The organism is Volucribacter psittacicida, from assembly GCF_004339025.1.
In the GTDB taxonomy this organism is placed as follows: domain Bacteria; phylum Pseudomonadota; class Gammaproteobacteria; order Enterobacterales; family Pasteurellaceae; genus Volucribacter; species Volucribacter psittacicida.
Genome location: NZ_SMFT01000002.1, coordinates 140,276 through 158,639 on the forward strand (window position 1 = coordinate 140,276; position 18,364 = coordinate 158,639).

18 protein-coding genes and 1 pseudogene are annotated in these 18,364 nt (G+C 38.7%); 12 read left to right on the top strand and 7 right to left on the bottom strand.

All coding sequences use genetic code 11. The features are described from left to right. Both EV694_RS10860 and EV694_RS03970 read right to left on the bottom strand, forming a co-directional pair. On the bottom strand, positions 1–1,226 hold a 1,226-nt coding region (locus tag EV694_RS10860; RefSeq protein ID WP_243645973.1), incomplete at its 3' end, for a putative Ig domain-containing protein. Positions 1,227–1,259: 33 nt separating this feature from the next. Next, a complete protein-coding gene (locus tag EV694_RS03970; protein WP_132689599.1) occupies positions 1,260–2,132 on the bottom strand; it encodes an OmpA family protein in 873 nt (290 codons plus the stop codon). A gap of 385 nt (positions 2,133–2,517) precedes the next feature. Here EV694_RS03970 and EV694_RS03975 point away from each other — a divergent pair, with 385 nt between their 5' ends. The 10 genes and pseudogenes from EV694_RS03975 to EV694_RS04020 form a co-directional block, all read left to right on the top strand. Beyond that, positions 2,518–3,768, top strand: a complete 1,251-nt coding sequence (locus tag EV694_RS03975; RefSeq protein WP_132689602.1) for a TolC family protein — start codon at positions 2,518–2,520, stop codon at positions 3,766–3,768. 34 nt (positions 3,769–3,802) lie between these two features. Further along, positions 3,803–5,962 carry a type I secretion system permease/ATPase gene (locus EV694_RS03980; protein WP_132689605.1) on the top strand — a complete coding sequence of 720 codons (2,160 nt, stop codon included), beginning with the start codon at positions 3,803–3,805 and terminating at the stop codon, positions 5,960–5,962. Between the two features lie 25 nt (positions 5,963–5,987). After that, positions 5,988–7,256: a beta-barrel domain-containing protein gene (locus tag EV694_RS03985; protein ID WP_132689608.1), complete on the top strand. Its 1,269-nt coding sequence runs from the start codon at positions 5,988–5,990 to the stop codon at positions 7,254–7,256. A gap of 158 nt (positions 7,257–7,414) precedes the next feature. Continuing rightward, positions 7,415–7,657, top strand: coding sequence for a type II toxin-antitoxin system RelB/DinJ family antitoxin (locus EV694_RS03990; RefSeq protein WP_132689611.1), 243 nt, complete (start codon positions 7,415–7,417; stop codon positions 7,655–7,657). Then, on the top strand, positions 7,647–7,943 hold the full coding sequence (locus EV694_RS03995) for a type II toxin-antitoxin system RelE family toxin (protein WP_132689614.1): 297 nt from the start codon (positions 7,647–7,649) through the stop codon (positions 7,941–7,943). Before EV694_RS03990 ends, EV694_RS03995 begins: the two co-directional genes overlap by 11 nt. A 156-nt stretch (positions 7,944–8,099) precedes the next feature. Beyond that, positions 8,100–8,324, top strand: coding sequence for a putative hemolysin (locus tag EV694_RS04000; RefSeq protein WP_243645974.1), 225 nt, complete (start codon positions 8,100–8,102; stop codon positions 8,322–8,324). Between the two features lie 28 nt (positions 8,325–8,352). Next, positions 8,353–9,372 (top strand): virulence RhuM family protein, encoded by a 1,020-nt coding sequence (locus tag EV694_RS04005; protein WP_132689617.1) that lies wholly within the window; start codon positions 8,353–8,355, stop codon positions 9,370–9,372. A gap of 36 nt (positions 9,373–9,408) precedes the next feature. Then, a complete protein-coding gene (locus tag EV694_RS11115; protein WP_132689619.1) occupies positions 9,409–9,549 on the top strand; it encodes a helix-turn-helix domain-containing protein in 141 nt (46 codons plus the stop codon). 267 nt (positions 9,550–9,816) lie between these two features. Next, positions 9,817–10,104, top strand: a complete 288-nt coding sequence (locus tag EV694_RS04015) for a type II toxin-antitoxin system RelB/DinJ family antitoxin (RefSeq protein WP_132689622.1) — start codon at positions 9,817–9,819, stop codon at positions 10,102–10,104. A 141-nt stretch (positions 10,105–10,245) separates the two neighbouring features. After that, positions 10,246–10,494, top strand: a pseudogene (locus tag EV694_RS04020) (type II toxin-antitoxin system YafQ family toxin); the annotation flags it as partial. Positions 10,495–10,887: 393 nt separating this feature from the next. Here the strand turns inward: EV694_RS04020 and EV694_RS04025 are convergent. Next, complete coding sequence (locus EV694_RS04025; protein ID WP_132689624.1) at positions 10,888–11,673, bottom strand: sulfite exporter TauE/SafE family protein; 786 nt, start codon at positions 11,671–11,673, stop codon at positions 10,888–10,890. 518 nt (positions 11,674–12,191) lie between these two features. Between EV694_RS04025 and EV694_RS04030 the strand changes: the two genes are divergently transcribed. Both EV694_RS04030 and EV694_RS04035 read left to right on the top strand, forming a co-directional pair. Beyond that, positions 12,192–13,487, top strand: a complete 1,296-nt coding sequence (locus tag EV694_RS04030) for a tetratricopeptide repeat protein (RefSeq protein ID WP_132689627.1) — start codon at positions 12,192–12,194, stop codon at positions 13,485–13,487. Between the two features lie 53 nt (positions 13,488–13,540). Further along, entirely contained in the window at positions 13,541–14,530 is a 990-nt protein-coding gene (locus EV694_RS04035; RefSeq protein ID WP_132689629.1) for an FUSC family protein, read from the top strand. 29 nt (positions 14,531–14,559) lie between these two features. Here the strand turns inward: EV694_RS04035 and EV694_RS04040 are convergent, their stop codons facing one another. The 4 genes from EV694_RS04040 to dsbC are packed head-to-tail and all read right to left on the bottom strand — an operon-like array spanning position 14,560 to position 18,358. Beyond that, a complete protein-coding gene (locus tag EV694_RS04040) occupies positions 14,560–15,261 on the bottom strand; it encodes a 5'-methylthioadenosine/adenosylhomocysteine nucleosidase (RefSeq protein WP_132689632.1) in 702 nt (233 codons plus the stop codon). Next, positions 15,258–15,923 carry a thiol:disulfide interchange protein DsbA/DsbL gene (locus EV694_RS04045; RefSeq protein WP_132689634.1) on the bottom strand — a complete coding sequence of 222 codons (666 nt, stop codon included), beginning with the start codon at positions 15,921–15,923 and terminating at the stop codon, positions 15,258–15,260. Before EV694_RS04045 ends, EV694_RS04040 begins: the two co-directional genes overlap by 4 nt. A gap of 17 nt (positions 15,924–15,940) precedes the next feature. Then, positions 15,941–17,668 (bottom strand): single-stranded-DNA-specific exonuclease RecJ, encoded by a 1,728-nt coding sequence (recJ, locus tag EV694_RS04050; RefSeq protein ID WP_132689636.1) that lies wholly within the window; start codon positions 17,666–17,668, stop codon positions 15,941–15,943. 6 nt (positions 17,669–17,674) lie between these two features. Then, positions 17,675–18,358, bottom strand: coding sequence for a bifunctional protein-disulfide isomerase/oxidoreductase DsbC (gene dsbC / locus EV694_RS04055; protein ID WP_132689639.1), 684 nt, complete (start codon positions 18,356–18,358; stop codon positions 17,675–17,677). Positions 18,359–18,364: the final 6 nt, after the last annotated feature.

The window sequence follows — 18,364 nt, forward strand, 5'->3', positions numbered from 1 at the left end:
ACACCATCTTTGATTTCTTGAGCGTTAATGTAGCCATCTGCTGCGTCTGGAATAGACAATGATGGTGCGCCTGATACACCATCAATTTTTGATGTTTTAGTCTCTTTGCTTTTATTATTATATGGATCAGTACCTGTTGCAGTGATCGTCGTTTCATCTTTTACTTCGTCAGGAGGTAAAGTCACTTTCCCAGTTGTTGGATCTAATGTAACACCACTCGGTAAATTCTCTTCCGAAGTCCAATTACCAGTATCACTGTCTTTATTTAATATTATTGTTTTTGATTCACCATCTTCGTTAGTATATTCAATAACGAGTTTAGTATTATCTTCACCTGGTTTTACTACAACTTGACCATTATTTTGTGTGTCAACATTAGGTTTATCCGCCTGATCTGGCGTTGAATCATCTACTTGTGCAGTTGAGGTTACAGAACTTGAATTATTTGCTGCATCAGTACCTGTTGCAGTTACAGTGGTTTTATCTTTTACTGCTTCAGGTGCTAAAGTAATTGTTCCAGTGCTAGGATCTAATGTAACGCCATTTGGTAAAGTATCTTCAGATGTCCAACTACCATCACTGCCTTTATTTACAGTAATCGTTTTTTGATCACCATTTTCATCGGTATATTCAACAACCAATTTCGTATTATCTGCGCCAGGAGCAACAATCACCTTGCCACCTTTTTGTGCATCAATGCTTGGTTTGTCTGCTGAAGTATCCGCTGGCGCATCATTCGAGGAGCCTGATCCGCCGCCACTACCCGCAGCAATAGCAATACCCGCTACTGGAATTAATGCTAATAACCACCATGGACTAAATACCCAAAATGCCCCATCTCTTTCATCGCCACCTAATACTTGTGGTTCTGCTTGGTTATTTAATAATACGCTGATAGCATCAGCTTTTTCGCCAGAAGTCGGCACATAAACATACACTTTTCCATTTTCATGCTGACCAACTAATAAATTAGTGCTTTCCGCTGTTGTATCTGTGTAATAGTCTGTAATAACGATATCTGGTACTTGATCGCCATTTTCTAATAAGATTTGGAGATCGTTACCTACGCGTTTTGCGATGATTTTCTGTGGCGCAACGCCTGTTTGATCATCAATTAATTGGTAATTAACATTCTTTGATGCTTTGATCGTTAAGGTTTCACCATCTGCAATTTTATATTTTGAAATAACTTTTTTTGCACTTAATACTTTTAATGTTGTTGACATAAATTCATCCTTTTAAATAAGTTCCTAAATAAATTACTCTTGCCCAAAAACGGCGATTTCTACACGACGATTTTCGGCATTACATTGATTAATAAGAGTACGATTACCTCGATATTCTTTAGCACAATTATTGTTGAGGACATTGCTTGCACCAAAACCATTTACCTCGGTTTGAATAGAAGGGTTACTTTGTTGAATCAGGTTTGCTACTGTATTTGCCCGACGTTCAGAAAGTTTTACATTATAATTTGAGTTCCCTACAGGATCACTGTAACCATTCACTTTTACTGAAGTCACTTTTTCCGCATTAATTTGTTGTACAAACTGTGCTAATGCCTGTTGAACATTAGCTGGTAAACTCTTTGTAGAAGATTGATCAAAACCAAAATTGACTTGATAAGTCGCGGTAACATAGTTTTGATTACTACAAGGTTTTTCAATCACTCGAGAAAGTACATTAGATTGGTATTGTAATTGTTCAACATCCCTTTTACCTTGTTCATTATCAACAAAAGTAAATACAGGTTGTTGATTACCATTTGAGGTAACTTTAACGTAGGTAATTTGCTGGCTAGAGCTATAAAAATGGATACCCCTGGTACGATTTCCAAAATCGCGGTCTGAGGTGTAAGATGTGGAAATAAAATTTTGATTGGCACACAATTTTATGGCACTAAATCCACCATTGAGCAATGATGTTTGATAGTCTTGGTTCACATAAACATCAATGGCTACGCCTGGTGTATTGGGTTGGCGATAAAATACAACCAAAGATTCTCCTTGATTTAAATTATCCGCACCTACAGTTTTATCTGTAAAATTCTGCCATGTTTCTGGCGAATTATTCGCTGAACACGCGGTTAAAGCCAAGCAAGCAAAGATTGCTCCGCCAAGTTTTAGTCGCATAATAAGCTCCTCATAACTATACTCAAGATTTACTGAAAAATTTATAAAAATAAAAACACAAGCCTACAAAAAACATTATCCTAACTAATGAACAACATAAAAAACAACAATCAGAAAAACAATGTATTAAATAAAACCTGTGTTAATAATATGTAAAGTGAATAAAAATAGCGTAATTATAGAGAAAACAATATTTATCATTCTACCCCCCCCCCCCTCAAACTTTACCAAACTTTACTTAACAAAAACTCTACATACATTATTCTCCCTTATTTATTTCTCTTCTCTTGCAGTCATAGCCTATTTGCTATATATTCGCTTGCTGATTAATTATTAACTTACTCGTTGGGTATTTAATACTCTTACTAATAAAATAGGTATAATTATGAAACTTTCCCCTTTTACGCGTTTAAATAAGTTGTTACTTTGTTTACCCTTTTTACTTTTCTTACCTAAAAGCCTCGCCAACGAAACCGTATTAAAAGACGTTATCAAGCGTTCTTTAAGCCAAGATCCGAAAATCTTGTTGGCACAAAGTGAAAAGATGATTGCAGAAAGCCAAGTGGAGCAGGAAAAATCGGATCATTACCCACAAATCTCAACTTTTATGCAACAAAATATCAAACAATATCATCGTTATTCTTCTACGGAAGCCTCTCATTTTGTGCCGGGGGCTCAGCTTTCCTTAAATTTATATTCTTTTGGTGCGATTGATAAACGTGTTAAAGAAGCGAAATCTAAGCGATTATTAAGTCAATTTAATATTGAGCAAACGCAAGAGGAAGTGGCTTATCGTGTCACAGAGCTTTATTTAATGGCATTGAGTAGCTTGGAACAGCTAGAGGTGTTAAAACAGGCTCATCAACGGATTAATCAAATTATTCGGGATATTAATGTGATTTCTGATAATGACATTGGTCGTCAATCGGAGTTAGTACAAGCACAATCTCGTAAATATGAAGTTGAACAACAAATGAATGCGGTGCAACGTGAAATTGATACCAGTATTAATCGTTTAGTTCGTTATGCCAAGCGTAATTTAAGTAGTCAAGATATTCGTGATCCTTTTAGCAAACTCAGTTTGCAACAATTAAAGCAACGTTATGGTACAGAAAAAGTCAATCCGCGTATTAAATCCTCTGAACAACAAATAGAAGTGGCTAAAGCGGGTATTGAAGCCAGTAAAGCAAGTCGTTTACCCAAATTAGACTTTGTGGCACAGGCTACTCGTGATGATCGTGTGGTTTATTTAAATATGTCTTGGGATATTTACAATCGCCGTAATCATTATAATGTACAAGAAAATGTTGAGCGTTTAGTGTCGGCAGAAAGTGAATTAGAAGATGCCAATTTAGAAATTGCAGAACAAAAAGCCCTTTCTTTAATTAATTTTGAGCAGTATCAAAAACACGTCAATATTCTTAGCCAACAAATTAAATCGCAAAAAGAAGTGATTGATTTTTATAAATTGCAATTTTCTATTGCGAAACGTACCCTATTGGAACTGTTAAATGCGGAGAATGAACTTTTATCAGCACAGCTGTCAAAGGTGAATTCGCAATATCAGGTACGTCATGCTGTGCTAGATTATCTCTACGCACAAGGTGCGTTAAAACAATGGGTTGATGAAAAATAACTGAATAACTAAATCGTGAAATAAGTCGTAAAAAATGAAAAGTATTTTTGAACAAATTGCCTTGGCGACTCAATATTTGGGTACGCCTATTTCTGTTGCCACCTTAACCGCCAATACGGTGCGTAAAGTAGGCAATAGTGCGGATTTTTCGGGTCTATGCGAGTTTTTGCGTGCCGAAGGCTTTGATAATAATATTTCAGAGCGTGCCTTAGGGGATATTCCCTCTTTAGCCATGCCTGTGATTGCCATTTTAAAAGATCAGGAAGCGGTCTTAATTACTGAGATCCATACTGATGAACAAGGGCAACGTACTTACCGCATTATGCAAGAGGGTAACCTGTTTGCAGATATCAGTGCGGAGGAATTAGCGGCGAAATATGCGGGCTATTGCTGGTTTATTAAACCCAAAGTGATTCAAGATGTGCGTTCAGAGCTGCCTGAATATGAGCTACCTAAATCTTGGTTTTTCAAAATTATTTGGCGATTTAAGCCTTATTATTATCAGGTCATTATTGCCACCTTTATGATTAATGTTTTGGCATTAATCAGTTCTTTATATGTGATGAATGTGTATGACCGAGTAATCCCTAACCAAGCCTACGCCACCTTATGGGTATTGAGTATTGGGGTGGTATTAGCCATTTTCTTTGAATTTATCGCTAAAACCTTGCGAGGGCATTTAACGGATATTGCGGGTAAAAAAGCAGATTTAATTATTAGTGCGATGTTATTTAGACGGGTGATGGCATTGCGTATGCAAGAAAAACCGATGTCTTCAGGTTCGTATGCCAATAATTTGCGTGATTTTGAATCGGTACGCGAATTTTTAACCAGTGCCAGTTTATTAACCTTAATTGACCTCCCTTTTTTACTGCTTTTTATTACGGTCATTAGCCTTGTGGCAGGTAAATTGGCCATTATCCCTGCCATTATTATTCCGTTAGTGATTTTGGTTGGCTTGCTGGCACAAATTCCCCTGTCCAAAGCCATTAATGAATCTATGCGTGAATCCTCACAACGCCAAGGGCTGGCAGTAGAAGCCGTAGAGGGCTTAGAAACCTTAAAAAATAACAATGCGATGTTATGGGCACAACAACGTTGGGATCATTACACAGCGAAAAGCTCTTATTCCGCCATAAAGGTGAAGGATATTAGTAACTTTGTGATTAATACCGTTACCGCTTTACAACAACTTAACACCGTATTATTAGTGGTTTATGGCACTTACTTGATTCATAGCGAAGATGTGGCTAGTCGCATCACTATGGGGGCGTTAATTGCGGCGGTGATTCTTTCTGGACGTGCTTTATCGCCACTGGGGCAAATTGCGGGTTTAGCCATTCGTTTCCAACAGGCTTGGATCGCCCTAAAAGGGGTGGAAATGATTGTGCAAAAGCCGATTGAGAAATCCAGCGATCGTGAATATTTAAGCCTAAAACAAGTCAAAGGAAACTTAAATTTTGCCAATGTGAGCTTTAAATATGACGAAGAAAATAACGCCGTATTAGATCAATTTAACCTCAGTATTCGTGAAGGGGAAAAAGTAGCGATTATTGGTAAAATTGGTAGCGGTAAATCCACTGCCCTAAAATTGGCGGTCAATCAATATAGCCCAACCAGTGGAACAATCAGTTTAGACGGCATTAATTTACAACAGCTTGATCCTTATTTTTTACGTAATCAAGTGTTATTACTCGAGCAAAAACCTCGTTTATTCTTAGGTACCCTCAGAGAAAATTTAGATATTTCTCGTGTTGATGGCTTTTCCAATGACCAAACCCTATTATTTGCCTTACAACGTTTAGGCTTATTAGAAATGGTTAGAAATCACCCGAAAGGTTTAGATATGCCATTAGGGGAAGATGGTTTAGGTTTATCTGGCGGACAGCGTCAAGCAGTTGCCCTTGCTCGTATGATGTTGCGTGATCCTAAAGTAGTGTTATTAGATGAACCCACCACAGGCTTTGACCAATTCCACGAAAACCAAGCCATTGCCGCCATTGATATTTGGGCGAGAAATCGTACTTTAGTGATCGTTACCCATAGACCGCAAGTGTTACGCTTAGTGAATCGTATCGTTGTGGTGGATAACGGTAAAGTGATTATGGACGGCCCAAGAGATGCGGTATTAGCCAAACTCAACGAAAAACCAGAAGCCCCAGCAGCAGAGGCTAAACCTGTGGAAAATCATTAATGAATAAGCATAAAGAAGTATCAAAATGACAGCAGAAAATCAATCTCAAGATCAAAATCAACAACCTCAAAAAACCACCTTAGAAAAGGTGGAAAACAAAGACTTGCATTTGCTTACGGATCTGCACGCCGCAATGCAACAGGAAAAACACACCAAAACCTTTGCCATTCTTTGGTTAATTGGGGCTTTTCTTATTGTGTTTATTATTTGGTCCTATTTCAGCAAATTAGAAGAGGTAACGCGTGCTCAGGGAACGATTGTGCCAAGTAGCCACGAGCAAGTGATTCAAAGTTTAGATCCTGGTATCTTAAGCGAAATGTTGGTGCGAGAAGGGGATCAAGTGGAAAAAGGGCAAATCTTGCTTAAACTTGACGATACCCGTTCTTCCGCCATTTTGCGTGAAACCCAAGCCAAAGTGGATAACCTTGAAGCCACAGTGATTCGTTTAAAAGCGGAAATTAACGGCGAAGAACCCGTTTTTCCTGACAATATCCCTGAAGAAATTCAACGCCGAGAAAAAGGGGTTTATCAAGCGAAACGTGCCGCACTGGCTGAAAGTTTGAAAAGTTTAAAAGAAAGTAAACGCCTATTAGATCGTGAAATTACCTTAACCAAACCTATTGTGGCTCGTGGTGCCATGTCGCAGGTAGAATTATTGCGTATGGAACGTTCTTCCGCAGATTTGCAATTACAAATTAGCGAACGCCAACATAAATATATTACCGATGCCAATGCCGAATTAGGGCGAACACAAGGCGAACTGGATCAAGCCAGAGAAAACCTTGCTATGCGTGCCGATCCTGTTGAACGCTCAATGATTCGAGCCCCACTCAAAGGGATTGTTAAAAATATCAAAATTAACACCATTGGCGGCGTGATTTCAGCAGGGCAAGATATTATGGAGATTACCCCTTTAGAAGATACCTTGCTGGTTGAGGCCTACATTAACCCCAAAGATGTGGCTTATATTATGCCGGGTATGAAAGCGGTAGTGAAATTAACCGCCTATGACTATGCCATTTACGGCGGTTTAGACGGCGAAGTTACCTTATTAAGCCCAGGCACGTTACAGGATAAAAAAATGGGGAGCGAACTCAACCTTGATCCCAACTCCGCATTTTATCGTGTGTTAGTCCGTACTGACGGTGCAGAACTGACCGATAAAAACGGCAAAACCTTGCCTGTTATCCCCGGTATGATCGCCACCGTAGATATTAAAACCGGCGAAAAAACCGTATTCCAATACCTCACCAAGCCAATTACCCGAATGAAACAGGCATTACAAGAAAGATAACTTTTTAATCAAGTTTTATACGAAGTGCGGTCAGTTTTACAAAAATTTCAGGCAGCCTGAAACATAGCAAAACTGAATGCACTTCGGAAACTTCTCCGAACATTGTTTGTAATGCCAAATTGCATTACAATGACCCCATTTAGACTAAGGAGAACATCATGGCAACTGTAAACATTCGTTTAGATGATGAGTTAAAAAAACAGGCATATCTTGCCTTGCAAGAGCTGAATATGACCCCAACAGAGGCAGTAAGATTGCTGTTTCAATATGTGGCACAAAATCATCAATTCCCCATTCAAACAACGCTGTTAAATCATGAAGAAGCGGAATTATTAGAAACCGTGCGTTATCGCCTAAAACATTCGCAACAGGGGGTTAAGGTTCATTTAGATGACTTATGAGTTATATTTTGATCCTCGCGCCTTAAAAGAATGGCAGAAACTGGGTAAAACCGTCAAAGAACAATTCAAAAAGAAGTTGGCTAAGGTGTTACAAAATCCCAGAATAGAAGCCAATAGATTAAGTAGTTTTTCCGATTGTTATAAAATTAAACTGCGTGAGGCGGGTTATCGTTTGGTTTATCAGGTCAGAGAGAAAGAAATCGTTGTTTTTGTGATTGCTGTTGGTAAGCGAGAGAAAAATAAGGTTTATCTTGATGCAAAAACGCGGTTATTCCCAAAAGGATAAGGGGAAAGGTCGGTCAGTTTTCCAAAAATTTCAAGCAGCGAGGCTGCCTGAAAAACTATCTCAGCAAATCCGTCAAAAGACGTGCTAATCTTGCATGCCCTTGTGAGTTTTTCTCACTAATTCTGCTATGATATTGTTTTTTCTAAAGGAAAGAACGTGAGCAATAAATTTTTACTTCCCCTGCTCTTATTGACCGCTTGTCATTCACTTCACCCCACAGCAGAGCCAATCGGTATGGCAAATCCTGCTTCAGTCTATTGTGTAGAGCAAGGCGGACAGTCGGTAACCAAATCCGATGCACAAGGCAATGAATACGCAGAATGTCATTTGCCTGATGAGCGGGTAATCGAGGAATGGGGTTTTTATCGGCAAAATCATTAGAGGATTTTTTAGCTTGAATGATCATAATATGAGTAAATTACAACCTATTAGAGCATCAGCGGTGGAATACTTAACCTTTATCGCAAGTACGGGTGAAGGCGGCGTAAATGCCATTTATGCTGATGAAAATATTTGGTTATCGCAAAAAATGATGGCGGCGTTATATGATATTGATATTGCAACCGTTAATTACCATTTAAAAAAGATTTTTTCTGATTGTGAACTTGATAAATCTTCAGTTATTAGAAAATTTCTAATAACTGCCAATGATGGTAAACGTTATCAAACCCAACATTATGATTTATCTGTCATTATTGCGTTAGGTTATAAGGCAAATTCAGAGCGAGCCGTACAGTTTCGTAAGTGGGCGACACAGGTCATTCAATCCTTTACCATTAAAGGGTTTGCTATGGATGATGAGCGATTAAAAAATGATGGCTCAATATTAGGTAAAAAATATTTTGAAGAACAGCTTGCTCGTATTCGTGAAATTCGTTTATCAGAACGTAAATTTTACCAAAAAATTACCGATATTTATGCCACAGCGATTGATTATGATCGTGATGCCATGACGACTAAACGTTTTTTTGCAACGGTACAAAATAAACTGCATTGGGCAATTCATGGACAAACCGCTTCAGAGGTCATTTATCATCGTGCTGATGCACAAAAACAAAATATGGGCTTAACCTCTTGGCGAGATGCACCTCAGGGAAAAATTCAAAAATTTGATGTTATCGTTGCCAAAAATTATCTTAATGAAGACGAAATGGCACAATTACAGCGATTAGTATCCGCTTATTTAGATCTTGCCGAAGATATGGCAAACCGACAAATTCCCATGACAATGGCAGATTGGGAAAATCGTTTAAATCGTTTTCTTGCCTTTACCGATCGTGCGGTTTTACAAGATGCAGGCAAAATTACCGACGAAATTGCCAAAGCACATGCATTAAGTGAATTTGAAAAATACCGTGTGATACAAGATAAAATGTTTGAAAGCGATTTTGATCGTTTCTTAGCTGAAAATCATTCAATATCAACATAACAAACAAAGTGCGGTCTTTTTTCACGCTATTTTCAAGTGGGTGTAATAGATAAGGAATGGAATACACTTTATTATTTTGTGATTGTGGCGAAACATCAGGGCTTTATGGCGGCGGCACGTGAGCTAAAGGTATCGCCCTCAGTTCTAAGTCATACTGAAATTTTCATTGACTCATAAAAAGGGCGGTCAGTTTTGAAAAAATTTTGCCAAAACTGACCGCACTTTAACCATCTCAGCGTACCACCTTGTTTATTTTAAATTGAAACGACTATAAATTAGATAAAACTGCCTTCAATAAACATCATTTTTTCCTCTAATGAAACAATAAAACGAGCAATCAAAATTCAACGCTTGGTTGAAACAGTGTTGCGGATATTTGCCTTGTAAGGCATAAAAAATAACGATAAAATCAAGAAAATCTAACGAATATATAAAGGAGTTATCATGAGTAATAACTTTAATATGCATTTTGATGCCAAAACCAAACAGCAATTTGCCGAAGTATTGGCAGAATATGGCTTAACTATTCCTCAAGCCTTTAAACTCTTTGCTAATCAAGTGATTAAAACCAAAACAGTGCCGCTTTCTTTTGCTTGGCAAGCCGAGCAAACATCATTGCTACAAGATCATGTTCTGGCGATTTTGCAACAAAATCAACGTGAACAAGCAGAGGGTAAAACACAAAAATTTGCGAGTTTAACAGAGATGATGAGCGATTTAGCCGATGAGTGAGCCTAGACAGTTAGAGGTTTTTAAAGCATTTATAGTCGCTCCACTTTAAAATAATACTGCGTTGGCACGCTTCGCCGTACTCTTTGTACTGTCTTCAGCGTGCCGCCTTATCTTCTTTTAAATTGAAACGACTATAAGAAAAATGCCAAAAAACATTATATACATTTAATCAGTGCGGAATGGGCAGAAGTCATTAATTGTTTAATCCACCGCCAGCCATTGCCTGCCAAATACCGTGATCACGCATTAAAAGGCAATTTAAATGCCTTTCGTTATTGCCATGTTAAAAATGATTTGGTGTTGCTTTATCGTATTTCTGATGACGACAGTACGGTCGAACTTCATTATTTAGATACCCACGCTGAAATGTTTAAAAATGCTAAGACATAAAGTGCGGTCAGTTTTGAAAAAATTTTGCCAAAACAGACCGCACTTTATGGTTGTCGTTGTCTCAATTTAAAAATAAGACAAAGCGTACCAACTCTGTATTATTTTAAAGTGGGACGACTATACTTATTGTATACGCTTCCTTACCCCCTTAAAAAGCCCCAGCCTAAACTTAGAACGATAGAATAATTTTGGCTTTCAGAGGACAGAGAACTGAGGACAGAAGACAGCATTTACTTTAAATATCAATAAATTAGCCTACTATTGCTGTCCTCTGTCATCCGTCATCTGTCCTCTGAACAGCAAAGAAAGTAGGTCGCACGAATGTGCGAAATACATTTGTGAAACCGGAGAAATAAAAGTGAAATGACTATAAAAAGTGCGGTCTATTTTCCATTATTTTACCAACTGATAAATCAAAGTAATCATCATAAAAATAACCGTTATAATTAACACTTTGCGTACCACTTCACCGTTGGTTTTAATAGCTTGCAAACTCCCAATATGATTGCCTAATAAACTGGCAATAATCATCGGAATACCAATTAAAAACGCCATTTGTCCTGCCATAAAAAAGGCAACAAAAGCCCCAATATTTGAACCAAAATTAAAAATCTTTGAGGTTGCCGAGGCTTGCAATAAAGTTAAACCATTAAATAAGGTTAAGGCAATAATAAAGAGGCTGCCTGTACCCGGTCCAAAAAAGCCATCATAAAACCCCACAATAAAACAGGTTAAAAATACCGTTATAAACGAAATTTTGATTTCTTGTGCTTGGATATGGGGATGAATTTTGCCCTTAACAAATGCCGATAATAAACCAATAGGCAATAAAGCCACGATCACATAAGAAATGGTTTCTGTGGGTAAAAACAAAATCGCCTTTGCCCCTACATAAGCCCCAATAATGGCAATAATTATCCCTGCTGGAATAATTTTCCAAACAATGGCTTTACTCTGAAAAAAATTCTTAATCGCCGCCACTGTGCCTATGGTGCTGACTAATTTTTCTTGCCCCAATGCTAATTGCGGCGGTAATCCCGTTAGTATAAAAGCAGGAATAAGAATTAACCCCGCCCCACCAGAAATCGCATCAATATAACCGGCTACAAATGACGCAAGAATTAAAATAATCAAGCCAATCATTAAACTTTGTTGAATAATACTGCCTTCAATAAACATTATTTTTTCCTCTCATGAAATCATAAAAAGTGAGCCATTCTTTAATCAAAAAGATAAAAGAAAACGAGATTAAGAATATAAAAAATATTGTTGGACTAAATTAGCCAAACATGCCAAAAAGAAAGAAAATAAAAAAGATTAATATTGCCAAAGAGAATATTGAGAACCCCAAATAGGCTGCCTGAAAAGAAAACAACAAGGGAGAATAATATGAATAGAGCGTGGGGGAAATAGATTTTTTATTTTAATCCCACAGAATAAGTCATCAAAATTGATTTGCATAAGCACCTCTTATTCCGCTTAACTTAATTGACAATAATTCATAAACTACAACAAAAATTTATCCTTTGCAACATTTTAATAACAAAAAATAACCCATTCTATTGCTTATCATTGTTTCTATTTAAAATGGGCGGCGATACAAAAATTTTGCCAAAATAGACCGCACTTTATGATTACTTCAAAGGTAAATATGAGGTATGATAAGCCTTTATTCATTAACAAGATAAAATAAAACGATGATTTATAAACGCCCTATTCAGCCAGCACAGAACAAAAAATTACAGAAAAAACTGGATATCATCTCCCAAAATTTTCATCAATATCTTGCTAACCAGCAATTTTCTCTCGCTTTGCAAGAAACATTAAAAGCCCATAAACTTATTCCAGCTTCCGTTAGACCCCTAAGCGATGCGGCAACGGTGGCGATTTATCTTAATCAATGGCAAGACAGTATTCGCTATGCCAATCGTGCTTTGCAACGTGATGTGAATTGTTTAAACGCTTATGATGCCCTCGCTCATAGCTATGGTGCATTAAAAGATTGGGAAAATGCCGGCAAGGCTGGCTTAAAAGCATTACAACTGCGAGATCAGCAATATGGTTCAGGTGAATTACCCCCCCCCACCCACATTGATTTAGCCTTAGCCAAAAAGAAGAAAAAAGTGATTGCGTTTTCCTTATTTGGTGGGCTTTCTCGCTATGCGGAACCTGCGGTGTTAAATACGGAACTTTGCCCAATTTTATACCCTGATTGGATATGCCGTTTTTATGTGGATCATTCTGTCCCTACAACCTTGATTGAGCGTTTACGCCAAAATGGTGCGGAAATTGTGTATGTATCAGAGCAACAGCAACAATGGCAAGGCACATTATGGCGTTTCTTAGCCATTGACGATCCTGAGGTGGGTTATGTGATTTTCCGTGATGCGGATTCCGTCATTTCACAACGAGAGGCTGCGGCGGTTAATCAATGGTTAGCCAGTGATAAATTATTCCATACCATGCGTGATAGCGGTTCGCATACGGAATTAATTTTAGCAGGATTATGGGGTTGTGTAGCAGGTGCGGTTCCCCAGTTAGAACAAAAAATCCATCATTATATAGAAAGTAAACAATCTTTATCACAACGTTTTGCCGATCAATATTTTTTACGCGAGCAAGTCTGGCGTTATGCAAAACAAAGTTTGTTCGCCCACGATCGCCTATTTGGTTTCTATCAAGCTCAAGATTTTCCAAATAATGAAGGTTTTGACTATGACAATTACCATATTGGCTGTAATGAAGGTAATGCCGTTGCCCATTTAAATGTGAATTATGCTGATGGTACACAACTTGAATGGACAATGTATTCTTCCATTTCGCCCTTATTAAATCTTGATGGTAGCATTAATACCCAATCCGAAGAACGAGAGATTTGTCGATATACTGACACTGTGCATAATCAACAAATTAAAGTAGAAATTCCACGCCGTTATGCTCGAGGTGTGTCAGAAAAACTGACGAGGTTTACGGTAAAACCTATAGCGGAATAGATGATGAATGATAAACTTCCTCATCAAGCGGAAGCCAAAATTTTTAGAAAACTATGTCAATTTTATCGCAAAAATATCAATCTTTTCGCCAACTCTGTGGCACGATTTATTGGCGCGAGCTAATTTTATGCTCTCCTGCCATTCTTTTAGTATTAGCCATTAGTACCGATTTTAGCTATATCCATGCTGTCATTATGGTTGGTGCGGCGTTTTCGGTGGGGTTTGGGGCTTCACGCAGTTTTTATGGACACCGTTGGGGAGCGCTAACAGCTTCTGCTGTGGGTATGGCGGTTGCGGCGGTGGCAGGGTCATTATTTGGGCACGAGGGGTTATGGTTATATCTTGCCATTGCGTTATTATCCGCAGGCTGTGCCATTTTAACCAGTTATAATAATGACTTATGGTGGATTACTCTGCAAATTGTGGTGGCGTTTTTGGTGGCAAGTTATTATCCCGAAGATTGGGAGAATGCTTTGTTGCGAGGAGCATTTACCCTGTTAGGGGCTGGCTTACAATTAGTGGGTATGATGTTAAGTGCCAAATTATTTCCTTATAGTGCCACCCTTTTACCACCTGTTGCCCTCAGTGCCTTATCCTTTAATAAGCAAATTCGATTTGTTATTGCAGTCATTTTAGCGGTTAATTTTTCCTTATATATCGCTAAAAGTGCAGGTTTAGCCAATGATTATTGGGCGGCTATGACGGCGTTAATTATTTTGCGTCCTGACAGTAAAACCACCTTAGAACGTGCGATTAATCGTTTTATTGGGACATTATTGGGCTGTTGCTTCGCAACTTTGGCAATTTATGGCTTACAGGATAATGCGTTGATGTTACTTAGTTTATTAGCATTAACTTCGGGAGCGGCATTTTCTATGCAAAAAGCCCATTATGCTTTATTAACCAGTATGATTTCTGCCACCATTGTATTGCTTATTGGTTTAGGCAGCGGTGATCCTGTGGCGATTACTGAACATCGGATTATTGCCACCTTATTAGGCGGTGGCGTAACCTTGATTATTTGCCGTTTATTGCGTGTCTAAAATCCTGTGGCTAACCACAGGTTCAGAAGTTAAGCGGATTTTGCTAATTTTTCTAGCATGGCTAAAACAATTTGCGAGGAAGATTGAGCGGCAATAGGCAAAAATTCTTCAAAAGATAGGGTTGCCTCACTATCGCCATTATCAGAAATGGCTCTTACCACCACAAATGGCACGTTGAACATATAACAAACCTGTGCAATGGCGGCGGCTTCCATTTCAACGGCAATCGCCTCTGGAAAATGTTGCTTAATGTTTGCTAAGGCATCGCCACCTTGAACAAAACTGTCGCCCGAGCAAATTAGCCCTAACTTTGCTGATTTATTTTGTTGCTTTAATATTTCCGTTGCTAATGTTACTAAGTGCGGATCTGAGGGAAAGCGTGCAGGGCAATTCGGTAATTGCCCCATAGCATAGCCAAAGGCAGTAACATCGGCATCGTGGTGGCAAGTTTGTTCAGAAATCACAATATCCCCCACCGATAATCCTGTCGCAATTCCACCTGCTGAGCCTGTATTAATGACCATATCCGGTTGCGTGAGCTGTAATAATGCGGTGGTACCAACAGCAGCGGCGACTTTACCAATTCCTGACTGCATTAATACCACATCAATCCCATTAATTTTCCCTTGATAAAGGGTTCCATTTGCGATGGCGGTTTTCGTCAGGTTTTCCATAACGCTAACTAAAATCTCCACTTCTTGTGCCATAGCACCAATAATTCCTACTTTCATTTTTTATTCCTTAAATGTTGTTGTTCATTGCGGACCTTATCCACTAAAAAATCCAATACAGCAAAAGCATAATCATCATCATATAAGGTACTTTGGGTTAATACATAACGCCCATCAATTACCACAAAAGGAATGGTAAAAACCCCATATTTTTCCGTTAAATAAACCGCTTCTTCGGATTTTTGTTGGATTTCAGGTAGTTGTAAAAATTCTAAAAACTGTTGATCTGGTATGCCATTTTCTGCCACCCAAGTTAATAAAGTTTCCATCTCTGTTAAAGCGGGATTTGTTGCACTATCAAATAACAATAAATCTGCTAAATCTTCACGATCAAGGGCTAGTAGGGTAAAGTACACATTGGAAGAAAATTTTGCTTGTTCTGTGGCGACAGGTTGTTTTTGCAATAAAACAATATGTGGATGTAATTGACTATAAAGTGTTAAAACATCTTGGCTTTGCGAGCAAATTCGGCAATCATAAGCAAAAAAAGATTGAATAAGGATCTTATTATCTTGCTGTTTTTCAAGAATTATAGGAACACGATAAGAAAAATAATCCTTACCGTCCTCAAATTGTGGGATATTTTTTTCTACAATGGTTTGTGTTTCCGCAGAAATGCAGGTACTCCACCCCAAGAATACGAGAAAAAAAAGTCTAGCCATAACCTTTCTATTATTCCTTAATTTGCCAACATCATTGGCTCAATATAATCCACAAGAAGCTGTACCGAACGATTACCACGATATTCATTAATATCCAATTTATACACCAATTTTGCAAACTTAATGGATAAATCAGGATAATAACGGGTATCTACATTAAAAGCGATAGCATCAAACAATGGTCCGCCCTGTTTAGGCTCAACCATCATTTTTAAATGCTTTTCGCCGACCAAACGTTGTTGCAAAATACGAAATTCGCCATCAAACAAGGGTTCTGGAAAACGCTGCCCCCAAGGCCCAGCTTGTTTTATTTTTTCCGCCACGCTCAAATTCATTTGTTGGGCATTCAATTCGCCATCTGTCCAAATAACGCCTTGTAATTGATCCTGATCGATCCAATCTGCCACAGTTTGGTTAAACACCTGCTGAAATAAAGCAAAATTTTCTTCCATAATGGTTAATCCTGCCGCCATAGCATGCCCACCAAATTTCAAAATAAGCTGAGGATAAGCACTATGAATACGTTCCAATAAATCGCGCATATGTACACCTTCAATGGAACGTGCCGAGCCTTTTAGTAAGCCCTCTTGCTCTTGTGCAAATGCCACCACAGGGCGATGAAATTGATCCTTAATTCGGCTTGCGAGGATACCTAATACGCCTTGATGCCAATCCGCTTGATATAAGACGATACCTGTGGGTAATTGTTGTTGAAGTGCGGTCAGTTTTTGGCAAATTTCTAGGGCTTCAAGTTTCATTCCTTGTTCAATTTCTTTGCGTGTTTGATTTAAGCTATCTAGCTCCAACGCCAATGCCCTTGCGGTTTCCATATCCTCTGCCAATAATAATTCAACGCCAATGGACATATTATCTAAACGCCCTGCCGCATTTAAACGTGGTGCAATGGCAAAACCTAAATCGCTACAATTTAGCTTACTTACGTCTCGCTGTGCCACTTCCGCTAAGGCTCGAATACCACAACGGCAACGTTCAGCACGAATACGCCCCAAGCCTTGATAAGCTAAAATGCGGTTATTTTGATCAAGGGGTACCACATCAGCAATGGTTCCCAATGCCACTAAATCTAATAATTCCACAAAATTCGGTTGTGATTGTGGAGAAAAAAAGCCAAGTTCACGCAATTTCGCCCGTAATGCCAACATCACATAAAACGCCACGCCGACCCCTGCAAGAGATTTAGAGGGGAAAGGGCATTGGGCTAAATTGGGATTAACAATGGCATCAGCGAGAGGAAGTTGTTCTGGTGGCAAATGATGATCCGTCACTAATACCTTTACACCACGTTGCTTTAACCAAGCCACGCCTTCAAGGGATGAAATGCCATTATCCACCGTAATCAGTAGTTCTACGCCTAAGGCAAACGCCTGCTCTGCCACCGCAACACTTAACCCATACCCTTGCTCAAAACGATTAGGCACTAAATATTGTACTTGGCTAAAACCAAGCTGTTGCAATGCTAATACCATCAAGGCGGTACTGGTTGCCCCATCGGCATCAAAATCGCCAACAATCACGATGGCTTGCTGTTGTTGGCGAGCTTCTACCAACAACGCCACCGCCTGTTCAATACCATAAAATAAATGGGGGGCTAACATTGCCGATAAAGTGCGGTCTAATTGCTGAGAATTTTTGATCTCCCTTGCACGATATAAGCGATCCAATAAGGGATCATCGCAAACTGGCGGACTAGCGGGGATCAATCGGCGTTGTATTGTCTTATTCATAACCAATTATTGTTGTTGTAATGCGGCTAATAAATCTTTTGGCGATAAATATCCACCGATAACTTGTCCTTGCTCAGTAATCATACTTGGTGTACCACGCACGCCAAATTGCACGCCCAATTCATAATGTTTTTTAACAATATTCGGGGTTTTTAAATTTTTGGGTAAATTGCCTTGTTCCGCTTGATTAAAAGCAAAAGCAGGATCTTTCTCTGTCCAAATGGCTTCCATTTGACGGGCTGTTTGATTATTTAACCCCGCACGAGGAAATGCCAAGTAACGCAAGGTAATGCCCAAATCATTATAATCTTTCACTTGTTGATGTAATAAACGACAATAATGGCAAGTAATATCCATAAAAACCGTTACCACATATTTTTCTTGGCTAGCGGGATAGACGATCATTTCTTTTTCATAACTTGCCAATCTTTCTGACAAAAAACCACTCGCCACATCAACCGTACCTTGTGGGGTTAATTCATATAAACTGCCGTCAAAAACATAACGCCCGTTTTCTGTGGCATAAAATATCCCTTGTTCAGCAATAATGGTATTAATTCCTGCAATAGGTGATGGCTTAATTTCAATATTACGCAATCCCATTTCGCTAAGTTTTTGCTGTAACGCCGTATTATTTGCCATCGCTGGCAAGGTGGATAAAAATAATGCCGTAATGAATAATTTTTTCATTTTTTC